14 protein-coding genes are annotated in these 15,906 nt (G+C 72.0%); 10 read left to right on the top strand and 4 right to left on the bottom strand.

Going from position 1 to position 15,906, the window contains the following annotated elements; translation table 11 throughout:
• Window positions 1-4: 4 nt before the first annotated feature.
• On the top strand, window positions 5-511 hold the full coding sequence (locus MFF24_RS21090; RefSeq protein ID WP_238227228.1) for a hypothetical protein: 507 nt from the start codon (window positions 5-7) through the stop codon (window positions 509-511).
• 109 nt (window positions 512-620) lie between these two features.
• Window positions 621-959, top strand: coding sequence for an Imm51 family immunity protein (locus tag MFF24_RS21095; protein ID WP_238227230.1), 339 nt, complete (start codon window positions 621-623; stop codon window positions 957-959).
• Between the two features lie 63 nt (window positions 960-1,022).
• On the opposite strand, the gene gspD is transcribed toward MFF24_RS21095, so the two are convergent.
• On the bottom strand, window positions 1,023-3,407 hold the full coding sequence (gene gspD, locus MFF24_RS21100; RefSeq protein WP_238227232.1) for a type II secretion system secretin GspD: 2,385 nt from the start codon (window positions 3,405-3,407) through the stop codon (window positions 1,023-1,025).
• A 649-nt stretch (window positions 3,408-4,056) separates the two neighbouring features.
• Here gspD and MFF24_RS21105 point away from each other — a divergent pair.
• The 8 genes from MFF24_RS21105 (at window position 4,057) to MFF24_RS21145 (ending at window position 11,420) form a co-directional block, all read left to right on the top strand.
• Window positions 4,057-4,701, top strand: coding sequence for an SCO family protein (locus MFF24_RS21105; RefSeq protein WP_238227234.1), 645 nt, complete (start codon window positions 4,057-4,059; stop codon window positions 4,699-4,701).
• A 30-nt stretch (window positions 4,702-4,731) separates the two neighbouring features.
• On the top strand, window positions 4,732-7,425 hold the full coding sequence (locus tag MFF24_RS28880) for an RICIN domain-containing protein (protein ID WP_283214532.1): 2,694 nt from the start codon (window positions 4,732-4,734) through the stop codon (window positions 7,423-7,425).
• A gap of 181 nt (window positions 7,426-7,606) precedes the next feature.
• The gene (locus MFF24_RS21120) at window positions 7,607-8,125 is read left to right on the top strand and encodes a GspH/FimT family pseudopilin (RefSeq protein WP_238227236.1); all 519 of its coding nucleotides are present in this window, start codon (window positions 7,607-7,609) and stop codon (window positions 8,123-8,125) included.
• A gap of 35 nt (window positions 8,126-8,160) precedes the next feature.
• Window positions 8,161-8,571 carry a general secretion pathway protein gene (locus MFF24_RS21125; RefSeq protein ID WP_108939327.1) on the top strand — a complete coding sequence of 137 codons (411 nt, stop codon included), beginning with the start codon at window positions 8,161-8,163 and terminating at the stop codon, window positions 8,569-8,571.
• On the top strand, window positions 8,558-9,187 hold the full coding sequence (locus tag MFF24_RS21130) for a prepilin-type N-terminal cleavage/methylation domain-containing protein (protein ID WP_238227238.1): 630 nt from the start codon (window positions 8,558-8,560) through the stop codon (window positions 9,185-9,187). The genes MFF24_RS21125 and MFF24_RS21130 overlap by 14 nt, the downstream gene beginning before the upstream one ends.
• On the top strand, window positions 9,184-10,113 hold the full coding sequence (locus MFF24_RS21135; protein ID WP_238227240.1) for a type II secretion system minor pseudopilin: 930 nt from the start codon (window positions 9,184-9,186) through the stop codon (window positions 10,111-10,113). The genes MFF24_RS21130 and MFF24_RS21135 overlap by 4 nt, the downstream gene beginning before the upstream one ends.
• 168 nt (window positions 10,114-10,281) lie before the next feature.
• Entirely contained in the window at window positions 10,282-11,094 is an 813-nt protein-coding gene (locus tag MFF24_RS21140; RefSeq protein ID WP_238227242.1) for a universal stress protein, read from the top strand.
• Window positions 11,094-11,420: a c-type cytochrome gene (locus MFF24_RS21145; protein ID WP_238227250.1), complete on the top strand. Its 327-nt coding sequence runs from the start codon at window positions 11,094-11,096 to the stop codon at window positions 11,418-11,420. The genes MFF24_RS21140 and MFF24_RS21145 overlap by 1 nt, the downstream gene beginning before the upstream one ends.
• A gap of 108 nt (window positions 11,421-11,528) precedes the next feature.
• Here the strand turns inward: MFF24_RS21145 and MFF24_RS21150 are convergent, their stop codons facing one another.
• The 3 genes from MFF24_RS21150 to MFF24_RS21160 form a co-directional block, all read right to left on the bottom strand.
• Window positions 11,529-12,281 carry a Crp/Fnr family transcriptional regulator gene (locus MFF24_RS21150; protein WP_133091248.1) on the bottom strand — a complete coding sequence of 251 codons (753 nt, stop codon included), beginning with the start codon at window positions 12,279-12,281 and terminating at the stop codon, window positions 11,529-11,531.
• Between the two features lie 314 nt (window positions 12,282-12,595).
• Complete coding sequence (locus MFF24_RS21155) at window positions 12,596-14,206, bottom strand: ATP-binding cassette domain-containing protein (protein ID WP_238227252.1); 1,611 nt, start codon at window positions 14,204-14,206, stop codon at window positions 12,596-12,598.
• Window positions 14,206-15,840: an ATP-binding cassette domain-containing protein gene (locus MFF24_RS21160; protein WP_238227254.1), complete on the bottom strand. Its 1,635-nt coding sequence runs from the start codon at window positions 15,838-15,840 to the stop codon at window positions 14,206-14,208. Before MFF24_RS21160 ends, MFF24_RS21155 begins: the two co-directional genes overlap by 1 nt.
• Window positions 15,841-15,906 lie beyond the last annotated feature (66 nt).

The raw sequence follows: 15,906 nt of genomic DNA on the forward strand, positions 1-15,906 counted from the left end.
CTCGATGCCTCCGTCGCTCGAGGCCGGCCTGCGGACCCTCGCCGCCACCGGCACCGGACCGCGCGCCGCCTTCATCGCGGCGGCGGCCGTGGCAGTCGCCGCCTTCGTTTGGCCGGTTCCCCTCGATCCGGTCCCGCCACCGGCAGCCGCGATCGCCGTACCGCCCCGTCCCGGAGAGACCGCTCTGCTCCGGCCCCTGTTCGATCCAGGCCGGCGCGACTGGACCGCACGCGGCAGCCGTGGCGCGGTGTTGGAGGGCGAGCCGCACCGGCCCGTCCTGACCGTGCGGGGCATTCTGATCGACGGAACGGCGGCGCGCGCGCTGATCGACGACGGCACGCCGGAGCAGACCTGGCTCACCCCCGGCGAGGGCCGGGGCGGCTGGCGCGTCACGGCGATCACGGCCGACGGCGTGAGCGTCGATCAGGGCGGCCACCCCTTCACGGCCGCGTTCATGGGCCTGCCGGCGACCCTGCGCCCGCTGCCGCTCGCCCCAGCCCTGAGGCGCTGAGGCGCGCCTGGAATCAAGATCCGGTCAGCTTGGCTTTGCGCGAGGCTGCGACCATCCCTTGCGGCGGCGACGCTCCTGCGAGAGGCTCGCCGCGACCGGAGATCGTGGCATGACCGCAAGACAACCCGCCGACCGCACGACCTATGCCCCGTTCATCCTGGGGCAAAGCCTCTTGCTGGTGGACCCGGGTCTGACGGCGAAGGCGGCGATCTTCCAACGGAAAGCCGGCTGGATCGGCAACGGCCACGATTGGCAGTCGATCGCGAAGACCCTGCTGAAGGAACAGCATCCCGCACTGTCTGAGCGGATCGAGTTCGACTCCGAAGCGGAGATGTTCGTTGCACGGGGCGAGCATGCGGATCTGATCACGCTGGCGGAGGCCATGTGCCGTGTCTACCACGGCGACGGAAGGCTGACCGACCTGCAGAGCCGCGCCGAACTCGACTGACCGCCTGTCCGAAGGGCCGCGGTGATGCGGGCCTTCCGGATCGGACCGAGCGACACGGAACGGTCAGTCGATCATCCGCCGCAGGATTCCCTCGGTGCCCGGCAGCGGGGCCGCCATCGGCGGCGGGGCCGGCACCGGCCGGATCGGCATCATCGCCTTGAGCTGCTGCCGGAAGTCCTCGGCGATGCGATCGGCCTCCGCCGTTCCGCGGATCACCCTCGGCCGGATGAACACGATCAATTCCGTGCGCACGCGCTCGTCGATCCGGTTGCGGAAGGCCGGGCCGAGCACGGGCAGGTCGCCCAGGACCGGGACGATCTCGCTGCGGATCTGGGCCTTCTCCTGGACGAGGCCGCCGATGGCGAGGCTGCGCCCGTCGTTCACCGCGACGCTCGTCGCCAGCCGCCGTTGCCGGATGGTCGGCGAATTGATGTCCGAGGTCGTCGTCTTCACCACGTCGCTGACCTCCTGGTTGATGTCGAGCACGACGAGGCCGTTCTTGTTCACCCGCGGCGTCACCGAGAGGATGACGCCGGTATCCTTCATCTCGATCTGGTTGAGGATCGGCGCGTTCGCCGACAGGGCACTCTGGCCGGTCTGTTGCACGATCGGCACCTGATCGCCGACCTGCAGCTTGGCGGTGCGGTTGTCGAGCACGGTGATGTTGGGCGAGGAGATGACGTTGACCCGCGTCACGCCCTGCAGCGCGTTGAGCACGACGTTGAAGTCGGCGGCGTTCAGCAGGTAGTTGAAGCCCGGCACGCCCCCCGCCGCCGCCTTGATGAGCGCCTGGGTGCCGGACACGGACCCGTTGCCGAAGGTGTCCTTCTGGACGTTGTTGAACTGCGAGGAGCCGTTGTTCAGGAACCACTGCACCCCGAAGCGCAGGTCGTTGTTCAGCGTCACCTCGGCGATCACGGTCTCCAGCAGCACCTGGGTCGGCATTGCATCGAGGCGGCCGAGGATGCGCAGGATCTTGTCGTACTGGTTGCGCGTGGCCGAGATGACGAGGCTGTTGTTGGCCTCGTCCGCCACGATGCCGATGGCGTCGCGCCGTCCATAGCCCCCGCCATACCCCCCGCCATAGCCGCCCATCGCGCCCGGATCGGCGCCGTAGCCCCCCGCAAACGGCGCCGCGCCGTAGGTCGAGGCGCCGCCCGCGACACCCGGCGCGAGGCCGGCTCCGGCCTGCCCGAAGCCGTGACCGGACGAGGCCGGGCCCGCCGCGGATGTCCCCGCCCCGAACCCCAAACCTCCCGAGGGCTGGGTCGAGACGGAATGCGTCGCCGCTTGGCTCCCCGAGGCCGCCCCTGCGCCAAGGGTCGACGGGTCGCCGTATCCGGCCGCCCCGATGCCCGTTCCGGACATGTCCGAGCCGATGCCGCCCCCGAAGCTCCCTGCCCCGAAGCTCCCTGCCCCGAGTCCCGCCGGCCCGAAACCCGCCGTTCCGATGCCGGTGCCGACCGGCATGCCGGTCTCGGCCGCGACGACGCCCTGGAGCACCTGCGCCAGCTCCTTGGCCGAGCGGTTCTGGATGCGGTAGACGAAGAGCTGGCGCTCCCGCTCGGCGGCGAGCGATTCCAGTTGCTCCAGCCAGGCGCGGGCGCGGTCGAGATAGACCGCGCGGGAGCTGACCACGAGGATCGCGCTGAGCGCCTCGTTGGGCACGAACCGGATCATGTCGCCGGTCCCGGCGGCCTCCGCGTTGAAGATCTGCGAGAGGTCGCGGGCGATGGTGCGGGGATTGGCGCTGCGCACGGGCAGCATCGCCGTCGACATGCCGCGCATCCAGTCGACGTCGAACACCTCGATGGTCTGGCGCAGGGCCCGGATCTGCCCGGCGTCCCCCGACAGGATCAGCACGTTGCGCGTGCGGTCAGCCCGCAGCAGCACCTCGCGCGGGGCGACCGAGGCGAGGATGGCCTGCATCTCGGCCGCCGCGATCCAGCGAAGGGGGACGACGACGGCCCCGGCCTCCGCGCCGGGCCCCTGCACCGGCTGCACCCCCGTGCCGCCGGCCGGCGCGATCAGAACCGTGCGACCCCGGCGGCGCAGGACGAGCCCCCGGCTTCCGAGCGCGGTCTCGAACATCGCCAGCAACGCGTCGCGGGTGACCGGGCCGCCCGTCTGCAGGGTGAGCGCGCCCGAGGCCCGCTCGTCGAGGGTGTAGCCCCAGCCGAGGGTATCGGCCAGGACCGCCTTCGCCGCCACCGGCAAGGGTGCCTCGACGAGGTTGAGCGTGACCATGCCGCCGGGGAGCGGGGCGCGGACCGGGGTCTCGCCGCCCACGAACCGGTCCGTGCCGTGCACGACGATCCCGGCCGATCCCCGCCGCGCGGGCTCGGGCGCCGGAGCGGCCGGATAGGCTCCCCCCAGCGGTTCGGCGGCGAGCGCCGCGCCAGCGGCGAAGACGAGCGCCGCCCCGACGACATATGCCCCCCACCTCATGCCGTCGCCGATCCTTCGCACCCTGGCTTGTTCGCTGACCGGGACGTTAGGGATTTATGGTTAACGAGTTGTTGAGGCGCGACTTCGTCGATTTCACAGGACTGATTTACACACGAACGCTTCGCGCTTTTTCAGTGCAAACCAAAACAATGATAGCCGTATTGAGCGTATATATTATCGATTCGCGTCGGTTCTTAAGCCGGTTCGAGCAATCGGCAGATCATGAATTTCGTATTTCAAGGTATCATTTGTTGCAAAGCGCTGGTTTGATCGGCATTTCGGCTTTCCCGCCGTGGCCGGGAGCCGCGTCGTAGCCTGCCCATCACGCGAGTTTGTTTCGAATATTCTTTCGCACTGCATTCACACCCACCGCTCGCAGCACAGAAATGCACAATGTTGCCGTTTCGATTTCGAACCAAAATCAGATCCGTGCCGAAACAGATCCTCACAAACCGTTCCAAAAATACTCAGTTTTGACATCTTAGGGCAGGTGCCGATCTTGCAAGCCGATCCTTAGACTTCATTCAGGATATCGGACGAGGTTTCGGCCTTGCAGAACAAGTCTTACCCCTCGTCAACGTTTTCCGACCATCATTTGCAAAGTTCAGCGCGACCGCCTGTCGCCTCTCGAGCAATGCTGCCGATGTCGATGAAAATCATTGCAGCGGGTTTCTGTTTTGCCCTGGCCGCCGCCGCTCTGCCCCTGTCCGGACCAGCCGGGGCCGAGCCGGTTCCGCCGCTGGCCGCGCGCAGCGAGCTCGACGCATTTCTCTGGCCGGGCACCGAGCCGCCCCGGCGGCTGGACCAGCACGGCGACCGATTGCGGCCCGAATCCCTGCGCGACCGCCTCGTCGTCGTGTCCTTCGTCCATGCGGATTGCACGATTGCCTGCGCCGTGCGCGTTCTCGACCTCGACAAGCTCGCGCAGGCGCTACCGGCGCCCCTGCGCGAGCGGGTGACCTTCCTGAGCATCGGCACCGATCCCGCCCGCGACGACCCGGCGCGCCTTCGCGCCTTCGCCGAAGGCTTGGTCGGCAAGACGACGCGGCTGCGCTTCCTCGACAGCGACGCCGCCTCGACCGCGGCGCTCGCCGCGGCGCTGCGCTACCCGCCCGCCGCCCTGCCCGAACCGCCGCCGACCATCCTCGTCTTCGATCGGACCGGCCGGATGGCGATGGCCTACGGCGGCGATCCGCTCGACGGTCCGCGCCTGCTGCAGGACCTCACCCTCCTCGAAACCTTCGAGAACGGGATCGGCCGCCCGGCGCGCGGCGAGGCCCGCGATCCGGCCTGATCTTTCAATCCAGAAAAGGGGAAGTCCATCATGACACGACCAAACCCGGCCGAGGGCCGGTGGCGTGCGCACGCCCGCCGCACGGCCCTGTTCTCGGCCACGATGCTCGCGGGCGGGCTGCATTCCGCCGAGGCCGCCCGCTTCGGCATCGTCGTCGACCCGGTGCAGGACCCGCTCTTCGCCGGCCTCCAGATTCCCGACAGCGCCCCGACCCTCGGCATGTGGTCGGGCGTGCGCGATTGGCCGATGAACGCGATCCACATGGGTCTCTTGCCCAGCGGCAAGGTCGTATCCTTCGGGACCGCGAGCGGCAAGCCCGAGATCCAGGACGGGCGCACCTTCGCCATCTGGAATCCCTATACCGGCCTGGACCGCAACAGCCACGTGATCCTGCTGGGGCCGAGGCGGGTCAACAGCTTCTGCGCGGCGCAGGCTTTCCAGGCGGACGGCTCGCTCCTGATCCCCGGCGGCATCTTCGAGGACGGCAACGACAAGGGCAGCGCGGTTCTGAACGCGGCGGCCAACAGAGTCACCGCCACGACGGCGCAACTGGCCAACGACCGTTATTATTCCACCATGCTCACCCTGCCCAACGGCCAGCAGGTGATCGTGGGCGGCTCCTATCCCTATCTCGGCGGATGGGCCGATCCCAACGGCGACATCGGCCGCGGCTGGATGACCGGGATGACTCCCGAGGTCTACGACGGCACCCGGTGGCGCAGCCTGTTCGGCGCCAACAGCCGCGAGGCCTTCGGCCCGGACTTCAACCGGTTCTGGTATCCCCGCGCCTGGATCGCGCCGAACGGACAGGTCTTCGGCATCTCCTCCGAGAAGATGTGGTACCTCGACACGGCCGGGAACGGATCGGTCCGCACCCTGCCGTTCCGCCAGGCGCAGCATGAGGCCCGCACGGCCATCGAGGCGCCGAATGTCGGGCCGAACTCGACCGCCGCGATGTACGAGCCCGGCAAGATCATCCAGGTCGGCGGCAACGCCTATTCCAATGGCGAGGGCTTTCTGTCGAGCAGCCGCGCCACGCTGATCGACATCAACGGGGATACGCCCGTCCTGACCGAGACCGCGCCGATGAGCACGGGACGGAGCTGGGCCAACGCGACGGTGCTGCCCACCGGCCAGGTGCTCGTGACCGGCGGCAGCCGGTACAACGATCGCGGCGGCGGCGACGTGGTGCTCTCCAGCGAGAGCTGGGATCCGAAGACCGGCCGCTGGTCGGTCGGCGCCTCGGGCGCGGTCTATCGCGGCTACCACTCCTCGGCCCTGCTGCTGCAGAACGGGGCGCTGGTCATCGCCGGCGGCGGCGCGCCCGGCCCCGTCGTCAACGAGAACGCCGAGTTCTACTATCCGCCCTACCTGTTCACGCAGGTGGACGGCCGCGCCGTTCTGGCGCCGCGTCCGCAGATCCTCAGCCTGACGACGAACCGGCTGCAATACGGCCAGACGATGCAGTTCGAGCTCGGGTCGCGGGACGAGATCGCGGAGGTGGTGCTGATCGGGCTGAGCCAGGTCACGCACAGCTTCAACTTCACGCAGCGCCGCTACCCGGTGACCTTCACCCAGACGGATCAGACCGTCTCGCTCAAGGGCCCGCCCTCCGGCAACGTGGCACCGCCCGGCTATTATCAGCTCATCGCGATCGACCGGAAGGGCGTCCCCTCCCCCGGCGTGATCCTCGCGGTCGGCCCGGTCGCGGCGCCGCCGCAATCGGCGACACCGATCTTCGGCACCCCGGCGACGCCCGGCGGCGGGACCGGCCCGATCGCGGATAGCGGTTCGGAGCCGGGCGGTCCGAATCCGGGAACCGATCCCGGAACAGGGCCCGGCAGTTCGCCGGGCACCGACGGGATTCCGCTCAAGGCCGCGCATTCCGGGCTGTGCCTCGCGGTGCCGGCCGGCAACGGCAATGACGGCGCACCGGTCACCCAGCAGGCCTGCACCGGCACCGCCGAGCAGCTCTGGCGGGTGCGAGCCACCGCGGGCGGTTCCGCGCTGGTCAACGCCGCCACCGGCAAGTGCCTCGACATGAGCCTGGCGCGCCCGCCGGCAGGCCCCGGCACGCAGGTGTTCCAATGGGCCTGCCACGGCGGCACCAACCAGGCCTGGACGACGCGGGCGCAAGGCGGCGGCAACGCCTATGTTTCGGTCGCCGCCAACCTCTGCCTCGATGTGCTCGGAGCCACGCCGCAGGCGGGAGCCGGGACGGTGGTGTGGGCCTGCCACGGCGGCGGCAACCAAACCTTCTCGGGCACTGCCACCGGCGGCGGAACCGGCAACACGGCCGGCATTCCGCTCAGGGCCGCGCATTCCGGGCTGTGCCTCTCGGTGCCGGCGGGCAACGGCAACGATGGCGCACCGGTCACCCAACAGGCCTGCACCGGCGCCGCCGAGCAGCGCTGGCGTGTCCGGGCCACCGCTGGAGGCTCCGCCCTCGTCAACGCCGCCAGCGGCAAGTGCCTCGACGTGAGCCTGTTGCGGCCGCCGGTCGCCAACGGCACGGAGGTCTTCCAATGGGCCTGCCACGGCGGCGCCAACCAAGCCTGGACGACGCGGGCGCAAGGCGGCGGCAACGCTCTGACCACCGCGGCGACGCCCAATCTCTGCCTCGACGTCCTCGGGATCGCACCCCAACCCGGCGCGACGACGGCGGTGTGGGCCTGCCACGGCGGCGGCAACCAGACCTTCTCCAGCGCCACTCTCACCCAGTGAAACCCGCGCCCCGCCGACGCCGGACACGGCGCGGCGGGGCGCTCCGACGGGGAGAGCGAAGCCGTGCCCGATCCCGTGCTTGCGGGACGCCGGCCTCACAACGATCCGAAAGGAATGCGTCGTAGCATCGATCCGGAAGCGAGAGGACCGACCGGCAGACGATGGGGAGCAGGAGCCGCCCATGAGCGACGGAGCGAGAGCATCGTCCCGAAAGGCGGCCGCCGGCTTTCGGACAGCGACGACGCGACGACAAGAATCCGGGTGCGACGGCTTCACGCTGATCGAGATGCTGGTGACGCTGGCGATCCTTGCCGCCGCCGTCGCCCTCGGGACCCGCTCCGTCGTCCTGGGCGAGACCGCGCGCCAGCCGGGCCGGATCGCCGACCGGGTCGCCGCCGAGATCGATCGGCTACGGGCCGAGGCGCTCCGCACGGGCCGGACCGGCCGCCTCGTCTACGATGCGGAGGCGAGCCGCTTCCTCAGCTCCCGTCCGGGCGCCGCGCCGATCCCGGCCGAATCCCTCCACGTCAGCGTCGCCGTTCCGCCGTCGTCCTGGGGGGCACCGGGCGAGATCAGGCTCCTGCCGGACGGCAGCGCCTCGGGCGGCCGCATCGTGCTTGCCGCGCCGGGGGCAGGGTTTGGGGCGACCGTGACGGTGGCGCCCCTGACCGGCCGCGTGCGCCGGGAGCCTCAGCCGTGAGCCGGTGGCACCGATTGCGGCGACGTCTCCGGTCGATGCTGCGCGCCGGCTCCGGGCCGGCGCAGCCGGCAGAGACGGAGGCGGGCTTCACCATCGCCGAAGTGCTCGTCGCCTTCGCGGTGGCGAGCCTCGGCACCCTGATCGCCCTGGAGATCGCCGGCATGACCGCCACCGGCATCCGGCGCCTCGACACGGCCCGCGTCAGCCTCGACGAGGCCGAGGGCATCGCCCTGCGCCACGCCGCGGCAGGCCCGCTTCGGCCCGGACTGAGCCGGGGCGCCTTCTCGGACGGCCGCGTCTGGACGCTTCGCGTCACCGACACCCGTCCCGCTTTCGGCCGGATGCAGGTCCCGCCCTTCTTCCTGATCGAGGTGTTCCGGGGCGAACCGGGAAGCGAGGCGATCTACACCACGCTGGTCTCGGGGGAGCCTGATGGCCGAAGCTGAGTCGGAGGCCGGCTTCACCCTGATCGAGATGATCGTCTGCCTCGCGCTCGCGGCGCTGCTCGGCCTGTTGCTCGTCAGTGCGATCCGCGTGGCGGGCACCGCCACCGCGGCAGCCGGCGCCGTCGCGACCGCCGAGGAGGTGCAGTCCGTCCGGGAGCACCTGCGCCGGACGCTCGGCAGTCTCACGCCGCGTCGCATCGACGGGACCGGCCCGGTGCTGCAGGGCGGGCCGGACGGCCTGCGGGCCGCGATCGGCGCCGATCAGGCCCTGGAACGACCGCTCGATCTCACCGTCGCCCTGAGCGGTCTTGCGCGGGGCGACGGCCGGTTCGATCTCGTCGAGAGTCGCGCGCCGCTCGAAAGCCTGCCGGGCGCCGTGCCCTCGGGCGATCCCGCCGCCCCCTCGGAGGTTCTGCTGCACGGCATCACCGGCCTGTCGATCCGCTATTTCGGGGCGCTCAAGGACCGCACCCCGCCGACGTGGCATCCGGTCTGGCAGCCGACCGGAGACGCGTCCCGCCGACTGCCCGGCCTCGTCGAGATCCAGATCGCCTTCGCCCCCCGTGACCCGCGGCGCTGGACCCCGCTCGTCATCGCCCTCGGCAACCGGCGATGAATCCCCGCGGCATCGGCAGGCCCGGCACGGGACTGGGGCGGGAGGAAGAGGCCGGATTCGTCCTCCTGTCCGTCCTCGGCATCCTCGCCGTGGTGAGCGCGATCCTGGCCGGCGCGCTGCTTCAGGTCCGCTCCGGCACGGCCCTGACGCAGGCCCGCGGACGGATCGTCCAGCTCCAGGGCATCGCCGACGGGATCACGCGCCTGATCGCCTACGATCTCGGCGTGCGGCGGGCCTATCGTCTCGCCGGCCTCGACTTTCCCGAGGACGGCACCGTCGTGGCCTGTCCCTTGGGCGGCAGCCGGACCGCCTTCGTTTCGTTGCAGGACCAGGGACGCCTGATCGACCTGAACCGGACCCCGCGGCCGGCGATGGAGGAAGCCTTCCGCCTGCTCGGCGTGCCGGACCGGGCGGTCCTCGCCATCGCCGCCGAGATCGTCGACTATCGCGACGCCGACGACGTCCCCGAACCCACGGGCGGCGCCGAGCTGCCGCAATACCGCGGGCGCGGTCTCCCCTGGGGGCCGCGCAACGCGCCCTTCGCCGGCGTGGACGAGATCGAGCGGCTGCCCTCGATGACGCCGGACATCGCCGCGATCCTGAGGCCGGTGCTGACCGTCTACAACGAAGGCGGCCGCTTCGACCTCGCCGCCCTCGTGGCGCGGCTGCGCCCCTCCCACCTCGACGGATCCTTGCGCCAGGCCGGGCCCGTCCCGTCGCCGCGCCAGTACTTCCGGATGTCGGTCGTCGTCGAACAGGCCGGGACGCGCGCGGGACGCTCGGCGATCTACGCGCTGGGCGGCACGCGCACGGGCACGGATTTCCTGAGCTGGCAGCAGGCCTCGGTCGTCACGACGACGGCCGCCCTCTCGCACCGTGCCTGCGCGACCGTCGCGGCGGCCCTGAGGGCCGGCGGCCCGGAGTGACGCAGACGGGACGGAGCCGGACCCATCGACCGGAGGCGGTCTGAGACCGGCGGCGCCCGCCAAGGCCCTCGCGCCCATCGACCGCCTTGCGCTGGATCAAGGCATCCGTGCCGGGCGGCCGGCAAGGATGGCGCCGTCGAGCGGAAGGGGAAGCCCCGGGAGGCGAGATTGGCTTACGCGAACATCCTGGTCTCGGTCGATCTCGGCGGGGCCGCCTCGGACCGCGTCCGGCTCGCCGCCGGCCTCGCGCAGCGCTTCGAGGCGACGCTGACGGGTGCCGCCGCCTGCAAGGTGCCGGCACCGGACTACGTGCGCGATATCGGCGAAATCGACGACGAGGAGCCGCACTTCGAGGAGAAGGCCCGCGCCGCGCTCGCGCAGGCGCGGGATCTGTTCGAGCGCTCCGTCGACGCGCCGCTGCGCCGCGATTGGCGCGAGGCCCTGGCCAGCCCGATCACCCATCTCGTCGAGCAGGCGCGGGCGGCCGACCTTCTCGTGGTGGGCCGCCATGGCCCCGAAGACGCCGCGCCCGGTGCCCTCGGCGTTTCGCCCGGTCCCGTCCTGATGGAGGCCGCCCGCCCGGTTCTCGTGGTGCCCCCGCGCGCCGAGCACCTCCGGGGCGCTCGGATCGTCGTGGCCTGGAAAGACGGTTTGGAGGCGCGCCGGGCGGTCTCGGCCGCCCTTCCCTTCATCCGCGAGGCGGATCAGGTCTTCGTCGCCAGCACCGGCGAGGGCGCCCATTACGAGGGGGCGGAGGATGTGGCCGGCCACCTCGCCCGCCACGGCGCCTCTGTGACGACGCATCTGCTGCGCACCGTCGTCAGCGACGGCGACGAGATCCTGCGCTTCGCCCTGAAGCAGGAGGCCGACCTGATCGTGATGGGCGCCTACGGCCATACGCGCCTGCGCGAGTGGCTGTTCGGCGGCGTCACCCGCGAGATGCTGCAACGCAGCCCCCTCCCCTGCCTGATGTGTCACTGATGCGCCGACCGATCGCCCTCCCGATCCTCGCCCTCGGGCTGATCGCCCTGCCGGCCGCGGCCCAGGCCCTCGATGCTCGCGCTCAGCGCGGCGAGACCATCGCGCGGACGAACTGCGCCCGCTGCCACGCGATCGGCCGCATCGGAGCGAGCCCCCTGGCGGAGGCGCCGCCCTTCCGCGAGCTGCACCATCGCTATCCCGTGACGGATCTGGGCGAGGCGCTGGCCGAGGGCATCACCACGGGCCACCCGTCGATGCCGGAATTCCGGCTCGATCCCGATCAGGCGCAGGCCCTGATCGCCTACCTTCAGACCCTCGAACGATAGAGCATCGTGCCGGATACCAGATCCGGCACGATGCTCTATCCTCTTGTTCCCGCATCGCCTTTTTCCGAAAGCCGGTGGCCACCTTTCGGGACGATGCGCTAGGGGGCCTCAGTTCGCCGCGAGATGTTCGAGTCGGGCGGGGTCCAGCAAGCGCACCCCGCCGGGCACGATCAGGATCGCCTTCTCCCGGTCGAGCCTCGTCAGCATCCGGCTCACCGTCTCGATGGTGAGGCCGAGATGGTCGGCGATGTCCTGGCGGCCCATCGGCAGCTCGACGGTGACGGAGTCGTGGCCGATGCGGCCGTAGCGCGCGCGCTGGCCAAGCAGGAAGCTCGCCACCTTCTCCTCGGCGGTGCGTCGGCCGAGCAACATCATGTGATCCTGTGCCAGCGTCAGCTCGTGGCCGGCCCGCTCGTAGAGGCGCTGCAGCAGGTGCGGGGTTTGCGCCACGAGGCCTGCGAAGGCGCGCCGCTCGAACCGGCACAGCGTCGTCGGCGCCAGCGCCTCGGCGGTGACGGTGAACCGCTCAGGCAGCGCGAGGCCGAGGAAGTCACCGACCATGGCAAAGCCCATCACCTGCCGCCGCCCGTCCGGCAAAAGGCGCGACAGGCGCAAGGCGCCCTCAGTGACGTTGTAGACGGCGCCCGCCCGGTCGTCCTGCTGGAACAGGGCCTGGCGCGGGTCGAGATGGAGGGGCTGGCTCAGCGCCTCCAGACCGGCGAGTTCTTCGTGCGTCAGGGCGGCGCAGACGCTGACGAGGCGGACCTTGCACGCGGCGCAGCCGCTCTCCGACCGGTCGTGGATGCAGGCGTGTCCGACGGAAATCGGCTGGACACCGCTGCTCTCGGCAGAGCCTTGCATCGGAGACCTCCCGCCCGCAGCACGCTCAAGCCGTTTCAATAGCCTGCGCCCGCGCCGCTTGTGAAGTCGAAACCGGAATCGGCCGAAGCGCGCCGAGGATGAGGGACGGATCAGGCCGCCGCGTTACGGCGACGGGCGCGAGATCTTTCTGCCGGACGTGTCCTGTCTTCGTTCGCGTTGTTATCCTGATCGTTGCACCGATCTTGGTCGCCTCGGAATCAGCCGCGCGAGAAGCATCGCACAAGGCGCCGGCCGAGGCGTGACGCGGCCGCCTCCCGGATACGGCGGCGGGCGCGATCCCGCGTCGGCCCTCCTCAATCCCGCCCGAGAGTGACCCGGCGTCCGGGCAGCCTTAGATCGGGGCGGTGGCTCGTCAGCACGACGACGCGATCGCGCCACCGGGCGAGCAGGCGCGTGAGGATGCGCGCGGCCTGATCGTCGCCGAGATGCTCGGCCGGCTCGTCGAGCAGGATGACCGGAGCCGGGCTCAAGAGCGCGCGGGCGAGGTTGAGGCGCTGCGCCTCGCCGAGCGACAGGCCGCCCTCGGCGATCCAGGCATCGAGACCGCCGCCGCTGCGGATCCGGGCGTCGAGTTCGACCGCCTCCAGCGCCGCCCATAGGTCCGCGTCGGAGGCGCCCGGCGCGAACAGGTTCTCGCGCACGGTGTCGGAGAGGATCGCGGCATCATGCAGGCTCAGATGCGCCAGCGCCCGCCGCTCGGCGGCCGAACGGGCGGTGCCGGCAAGCCGGATCGTCTCGCCGGGCTCGTCCGCGCTCCAGCCGGCCAGCGCCTTCAGCAGGGTGGTCTTGCCGCAGCCGCTGGCGCCGACGAGGGTCAGCGGCGTGCCGGGCAGGACCGCGAGATCGGGCGCCGGGCCGAGGTCGCGCCCGTCCGGCGTCCGCAAGCGCAGGCCGTGCAGGATCAGGGCGCCGCGGGCCGGACCGGGCCGGGGTGCCGGCTCTCCGGCGGCGCCCGCCTCGACGGCGAGGGAGGGGCGGGCGAGGCGGGCGCGGACGGAGCCGAGCAGTGCCCGCGGCAGGGCCAGGATCGGCTCGGCCAGCGCGAGCCAAGCGAAGGCGAGGAAGGCGGCGGGCAGGAGCGCGGTGCCGCGGGCACCCGCACCCCAGGCGGCGAGGAGCACGGCGAGGGCGAGGATCGGGCCGGCCAGCGCCAGCACGGCCTCGAACCGGGCCAGCGCCCGCCGTCCGCAGGCCGCCTCGCGCTCGGCATCGCGCAGCGGGTCGAGGGCAATCCGCAGGGCCGGGCCGCGCCGCCCCTCGGCCTCAAGGGGCACGGCGCCGGCCAGCGCGGCTCCGAGAGCGGTGGCGGCGGTGCGGCGCGCGTTTCGGACCCAAGCCTCGGTTGCGGTGAGCCGCGCGAGCGTGCGCCGGGCGACGAGCCCCCCGGCCAGCGCGAGCGCGGCGGCGGGAAGGACCGCAAGGGGTGCGATGAAGGCGGTCAGCAGCGTGAGGCCGGCGAGCGCCGCACCGGTGATGGCGAGGGGAAAGCCGACACGCAGCCGGGCGTAATCGACATCGGCCACGTCGTCGATGAAGTCGGCGAGCCGCTCTGGGCGGCCGAGCTGCCAGCCGGCGCCGCGGCTCTCCGGCGCCCGCGCCAGCGCCGCGAACAGGCCGGCGCGGCGGTGGACCTGATCGCTCAGCGCGGCACGGTGGCCGGCCATGCGCTCGCCGTAGCGCGAGGCCGTGCGCAGCATCGCGAACAGGCGCACCAGGGCGGCGGGGTGGTGGAAGTTGAAGGCGAAGGCCGTCGGCCCGGCCCCGGCCAGGGCCACCGCCGCCAGGAAGCTCACGGCGGTGCCGGCGAGCGCGAGGTTCGCGGCAAGCGCCAGGGCCGCGAGGGCGAAGGCGAGGCGCCAAGTTCGGTTCGAGCCGGCGGGCGCAGTGTCGAAACGGGTGGGCATCACGCGGCCTGCCTCTCGGAAACGGGAGCCCCAAGGGCGATGCGCCGGTCGGCCATCGCCGCCAGCACCGGATCGTGGGTCGCCACGACGACGAGGCGGGTGCGGGCGGCGACCGCCAGGGCCCGGCGCACCCGCGCGGCGTTGTCGGGATCGAGCTTGGCGGTGGGCTCGTCGCAGAAGGCGGGGCCCGGCCGCAGCAGCAGGCGCGCGACGGCGACGCGAACCCGCTGGCCACCGGAGAGGTTTTCCGCGCCCGCCCGCACGGGGGCGTCGAGGCCGCCGGGCCAGTGCGGATCGTTGTCCAGGCCGAGCGCCGCGGCCGCCGCCGCCACCGCCTCGGGCGTCGCGGGCGTACCGTCCGCGATCGCCACGCCGAGCGTGCCGGCTGGGATCGGCGTGTCGAGGGAGACCCAGGTCGCCGGATGGTCCTGATCCGGCACGCGAAAAGCCCCGGCGAGCGGCGCTTCGACGCCGGCCAGAACCCGCAGCAGGGTCGACTTGCCGGTTCCGCTCGGGCCCGTCAGCGCGACGAGGCCGGTCTCCGGCAGATCGAAATCGGCGACGGGTCCGGCATGGGGCAGGTCGAGGCCGTGGGCGCCCGGCGCCGCGAGGACGGCGCCGCATGCGGGCACCGTTTCGGCGTCTTCCGAAATGACCCAGGCGAGCGCGTCGGCGGCGGCCTCGCCCTCCGCCTTGGCGTGGTAGAGCTCCGCGTAGCGGCGGAACGGCAGGAAGTATTCGGGGGCGAGCAGCAGGATCAGCAGGCTCTGCCACAGGGCCAGACCGGCAAAGCCCGGCACCTCGGCGAGCCCGAGATGGCCTAGGCCGAGGAACACGGCCAGGATCGCGATGGCGAGCGAGGCGAAGAAATCGAGTACGCCCGCGTTCAGAAAGGCCACCGCCAGCACGCCCATGGTGCCGCCGGCGTAAGCCTCGAGCCGCCGGTCGAGCTTGGCCGTCTCGCGGGGCAGGCCATGGGCGGACAGGATCGTCGGCAGGCTCCGCACCCGGTCGGCGAACTGCGTGGCGAGCCGCCCGAGCGCCGCCTCCTGGGCCGCGGCCCGCTCGCGGATCATGCCGCCGACGAGGGCGAAGAACACGATCATCACCGGTGTGGCCAGCAGCAGTGCCAGCGCCGCCTGCCACGAGACGACGGCGACCGCCCCCGCCGTTAGCACCGGCCCGAGCGCCATCATCCTGCGCGCCGCCGCGTGGCCGACGACAAGCCGGGCGAGCGCGCCGGGATGCCGCTGCAGGCCGGCGATCACCGCGCCGCGGGGCAGGTCGGCGGCCCTACGCGCCGGCATGGCCGCGAGCCGCGCCTCGGCGGCATCGACGAGAGCGACGGCGACCTCCGCCTCCAGGGCAGCGCCGCGCGCCTCGATCGTGCGCGCCAGGCCGGCGCCCGCCAGGAGGCAGGTCCCGGCGACGCCCAACGCGAGGCCGTCGAGCTCGCCTGTCTCGATCAGCCCCCCGGCGAGCCGCGCCAGCGCCACGGCGAGCCCGAGCGTCACGGCGCAGCGCAGGGCCTGGAGCCCGTGGAGGCGCGACAGGCCGGCCCGCGCCGCCCCGCGGGCGAGGGTGAGCGCCGCGGGTTCGGGTGCGGATCGGGCGCGGGGGGATCGACGGGTCATGCCGCCTTGTGCGGCGGGCGCGGCGCGAGCGGCTTTGATCTGCGTCAAGGATGCAAAAGCGCGGCG

Origin of the sequence: Methylorubrum aminovorans, assembly GCF_022179725.1 — a bacterium.
Taxonomy (GTDB): Bacteria; Pseudomonadota; Alphaproteobacteria; order Rhizobiales; family Beijerinckiaceae; genus Methylobacterium; species Methylobacterium aminovorans.

Excerpts from the sequence above, each read along its gene's own strand:
- MFF24_RS21090 (WP_238227228.1), top strand. The coding sequence starts at position 5 with ATGCCTCCGTCGCTCGAGGCCGGCCTGCGGACCCTCGCCGCCACCGGC.
- MFF24_RS21095 (WP_238227230.1), top strand. The coding sequence starts at position 621 with ATGACCGCAAGACAACCCGCCGACCGCACGACCTATGCCCCGTTCATC.
- gspD (WP_238227232.1), bottom strand. The coding sequence starts at position 3,407 with ATGAGGTGGGGGGCATATGTCGTCGGGGCGGCGCTCGTCTTCGCCGCT.
- MFF24_RS21105 (WP_238227234.1), top strand. The coding sequence starts at position 4,057 with ATGAAAATCATTGCAGCGGGTTTCTGTTTTGCCCTGGCCGCCGCCGCT.
- MFF24_RS28880 (WP_283214532.1), top strand. The coding sequence starts at position 4,732 with ATGACACGACCAAACCCGGCCGAGGGCCGGTGGCGTGCGCACGCCCGC.
- MFF24_RS21120 (WP_238227236.1), top strand. The coding sequence starts at position 7,607 with ATGAGCGACGGAGCGAGAGCATCGTCCCGAAAGGCGGCCGCCGGCTTT.
- MFF24_RS21125 (WP_108939327.1), top strand. The coding sequence starts at position 8,161 with ATGCTGCGCGCCGGCTCCGGGCCGGCGCAGCCGGCAGAGACGGAGGCG.
- MFF24_RS21130 (WP_238227238.1), top strand. The coding sequence starts at position 8,558 with ATGGCCGAAGCTGAGTCGGAGGCCGGCTTCACCCTGATCGAGATGATC.
- MFF24_RS21135 (WP_238227240.1), top strand. The coding sequence starts at position 9,184 with ATGAATCCCCGCGGCATCGGCAGGCCCGGCACGGGACTGGGGCGGGAG.
- MFF24_RS21145 (WP_238227250.1), top strand. The coding sequence starts at position 11,094 with ATGCGCCGACCGATCGCCCTCCCGATCCTCGCCCTCGGGCTGATCGCC.
- MFF24_RS21150 (WP_133091248.1), bottom strand. The coding sequence starts at position 12,281 with ATGCAAGGCTCTGCCGAGAGCAGCGGTGTCCAGCCGATTTCCGTCGGA.
- MFF24_RS21155 (WP_238227252.1), bottom strand. The coding sequence starts at position 14,206 with ATGCCCACCCGTTTCGACACTGCGCCCGCCGGCTCGAACCGAACTTGG.
- MFF24_RS21160 (WP_238227254.1), bottom strand. The coding sequence starts at position 15,840 with ATGACCCGTCGATCCCCCCGCGCCCGATCCGCACCCGAACCCGCGGCG.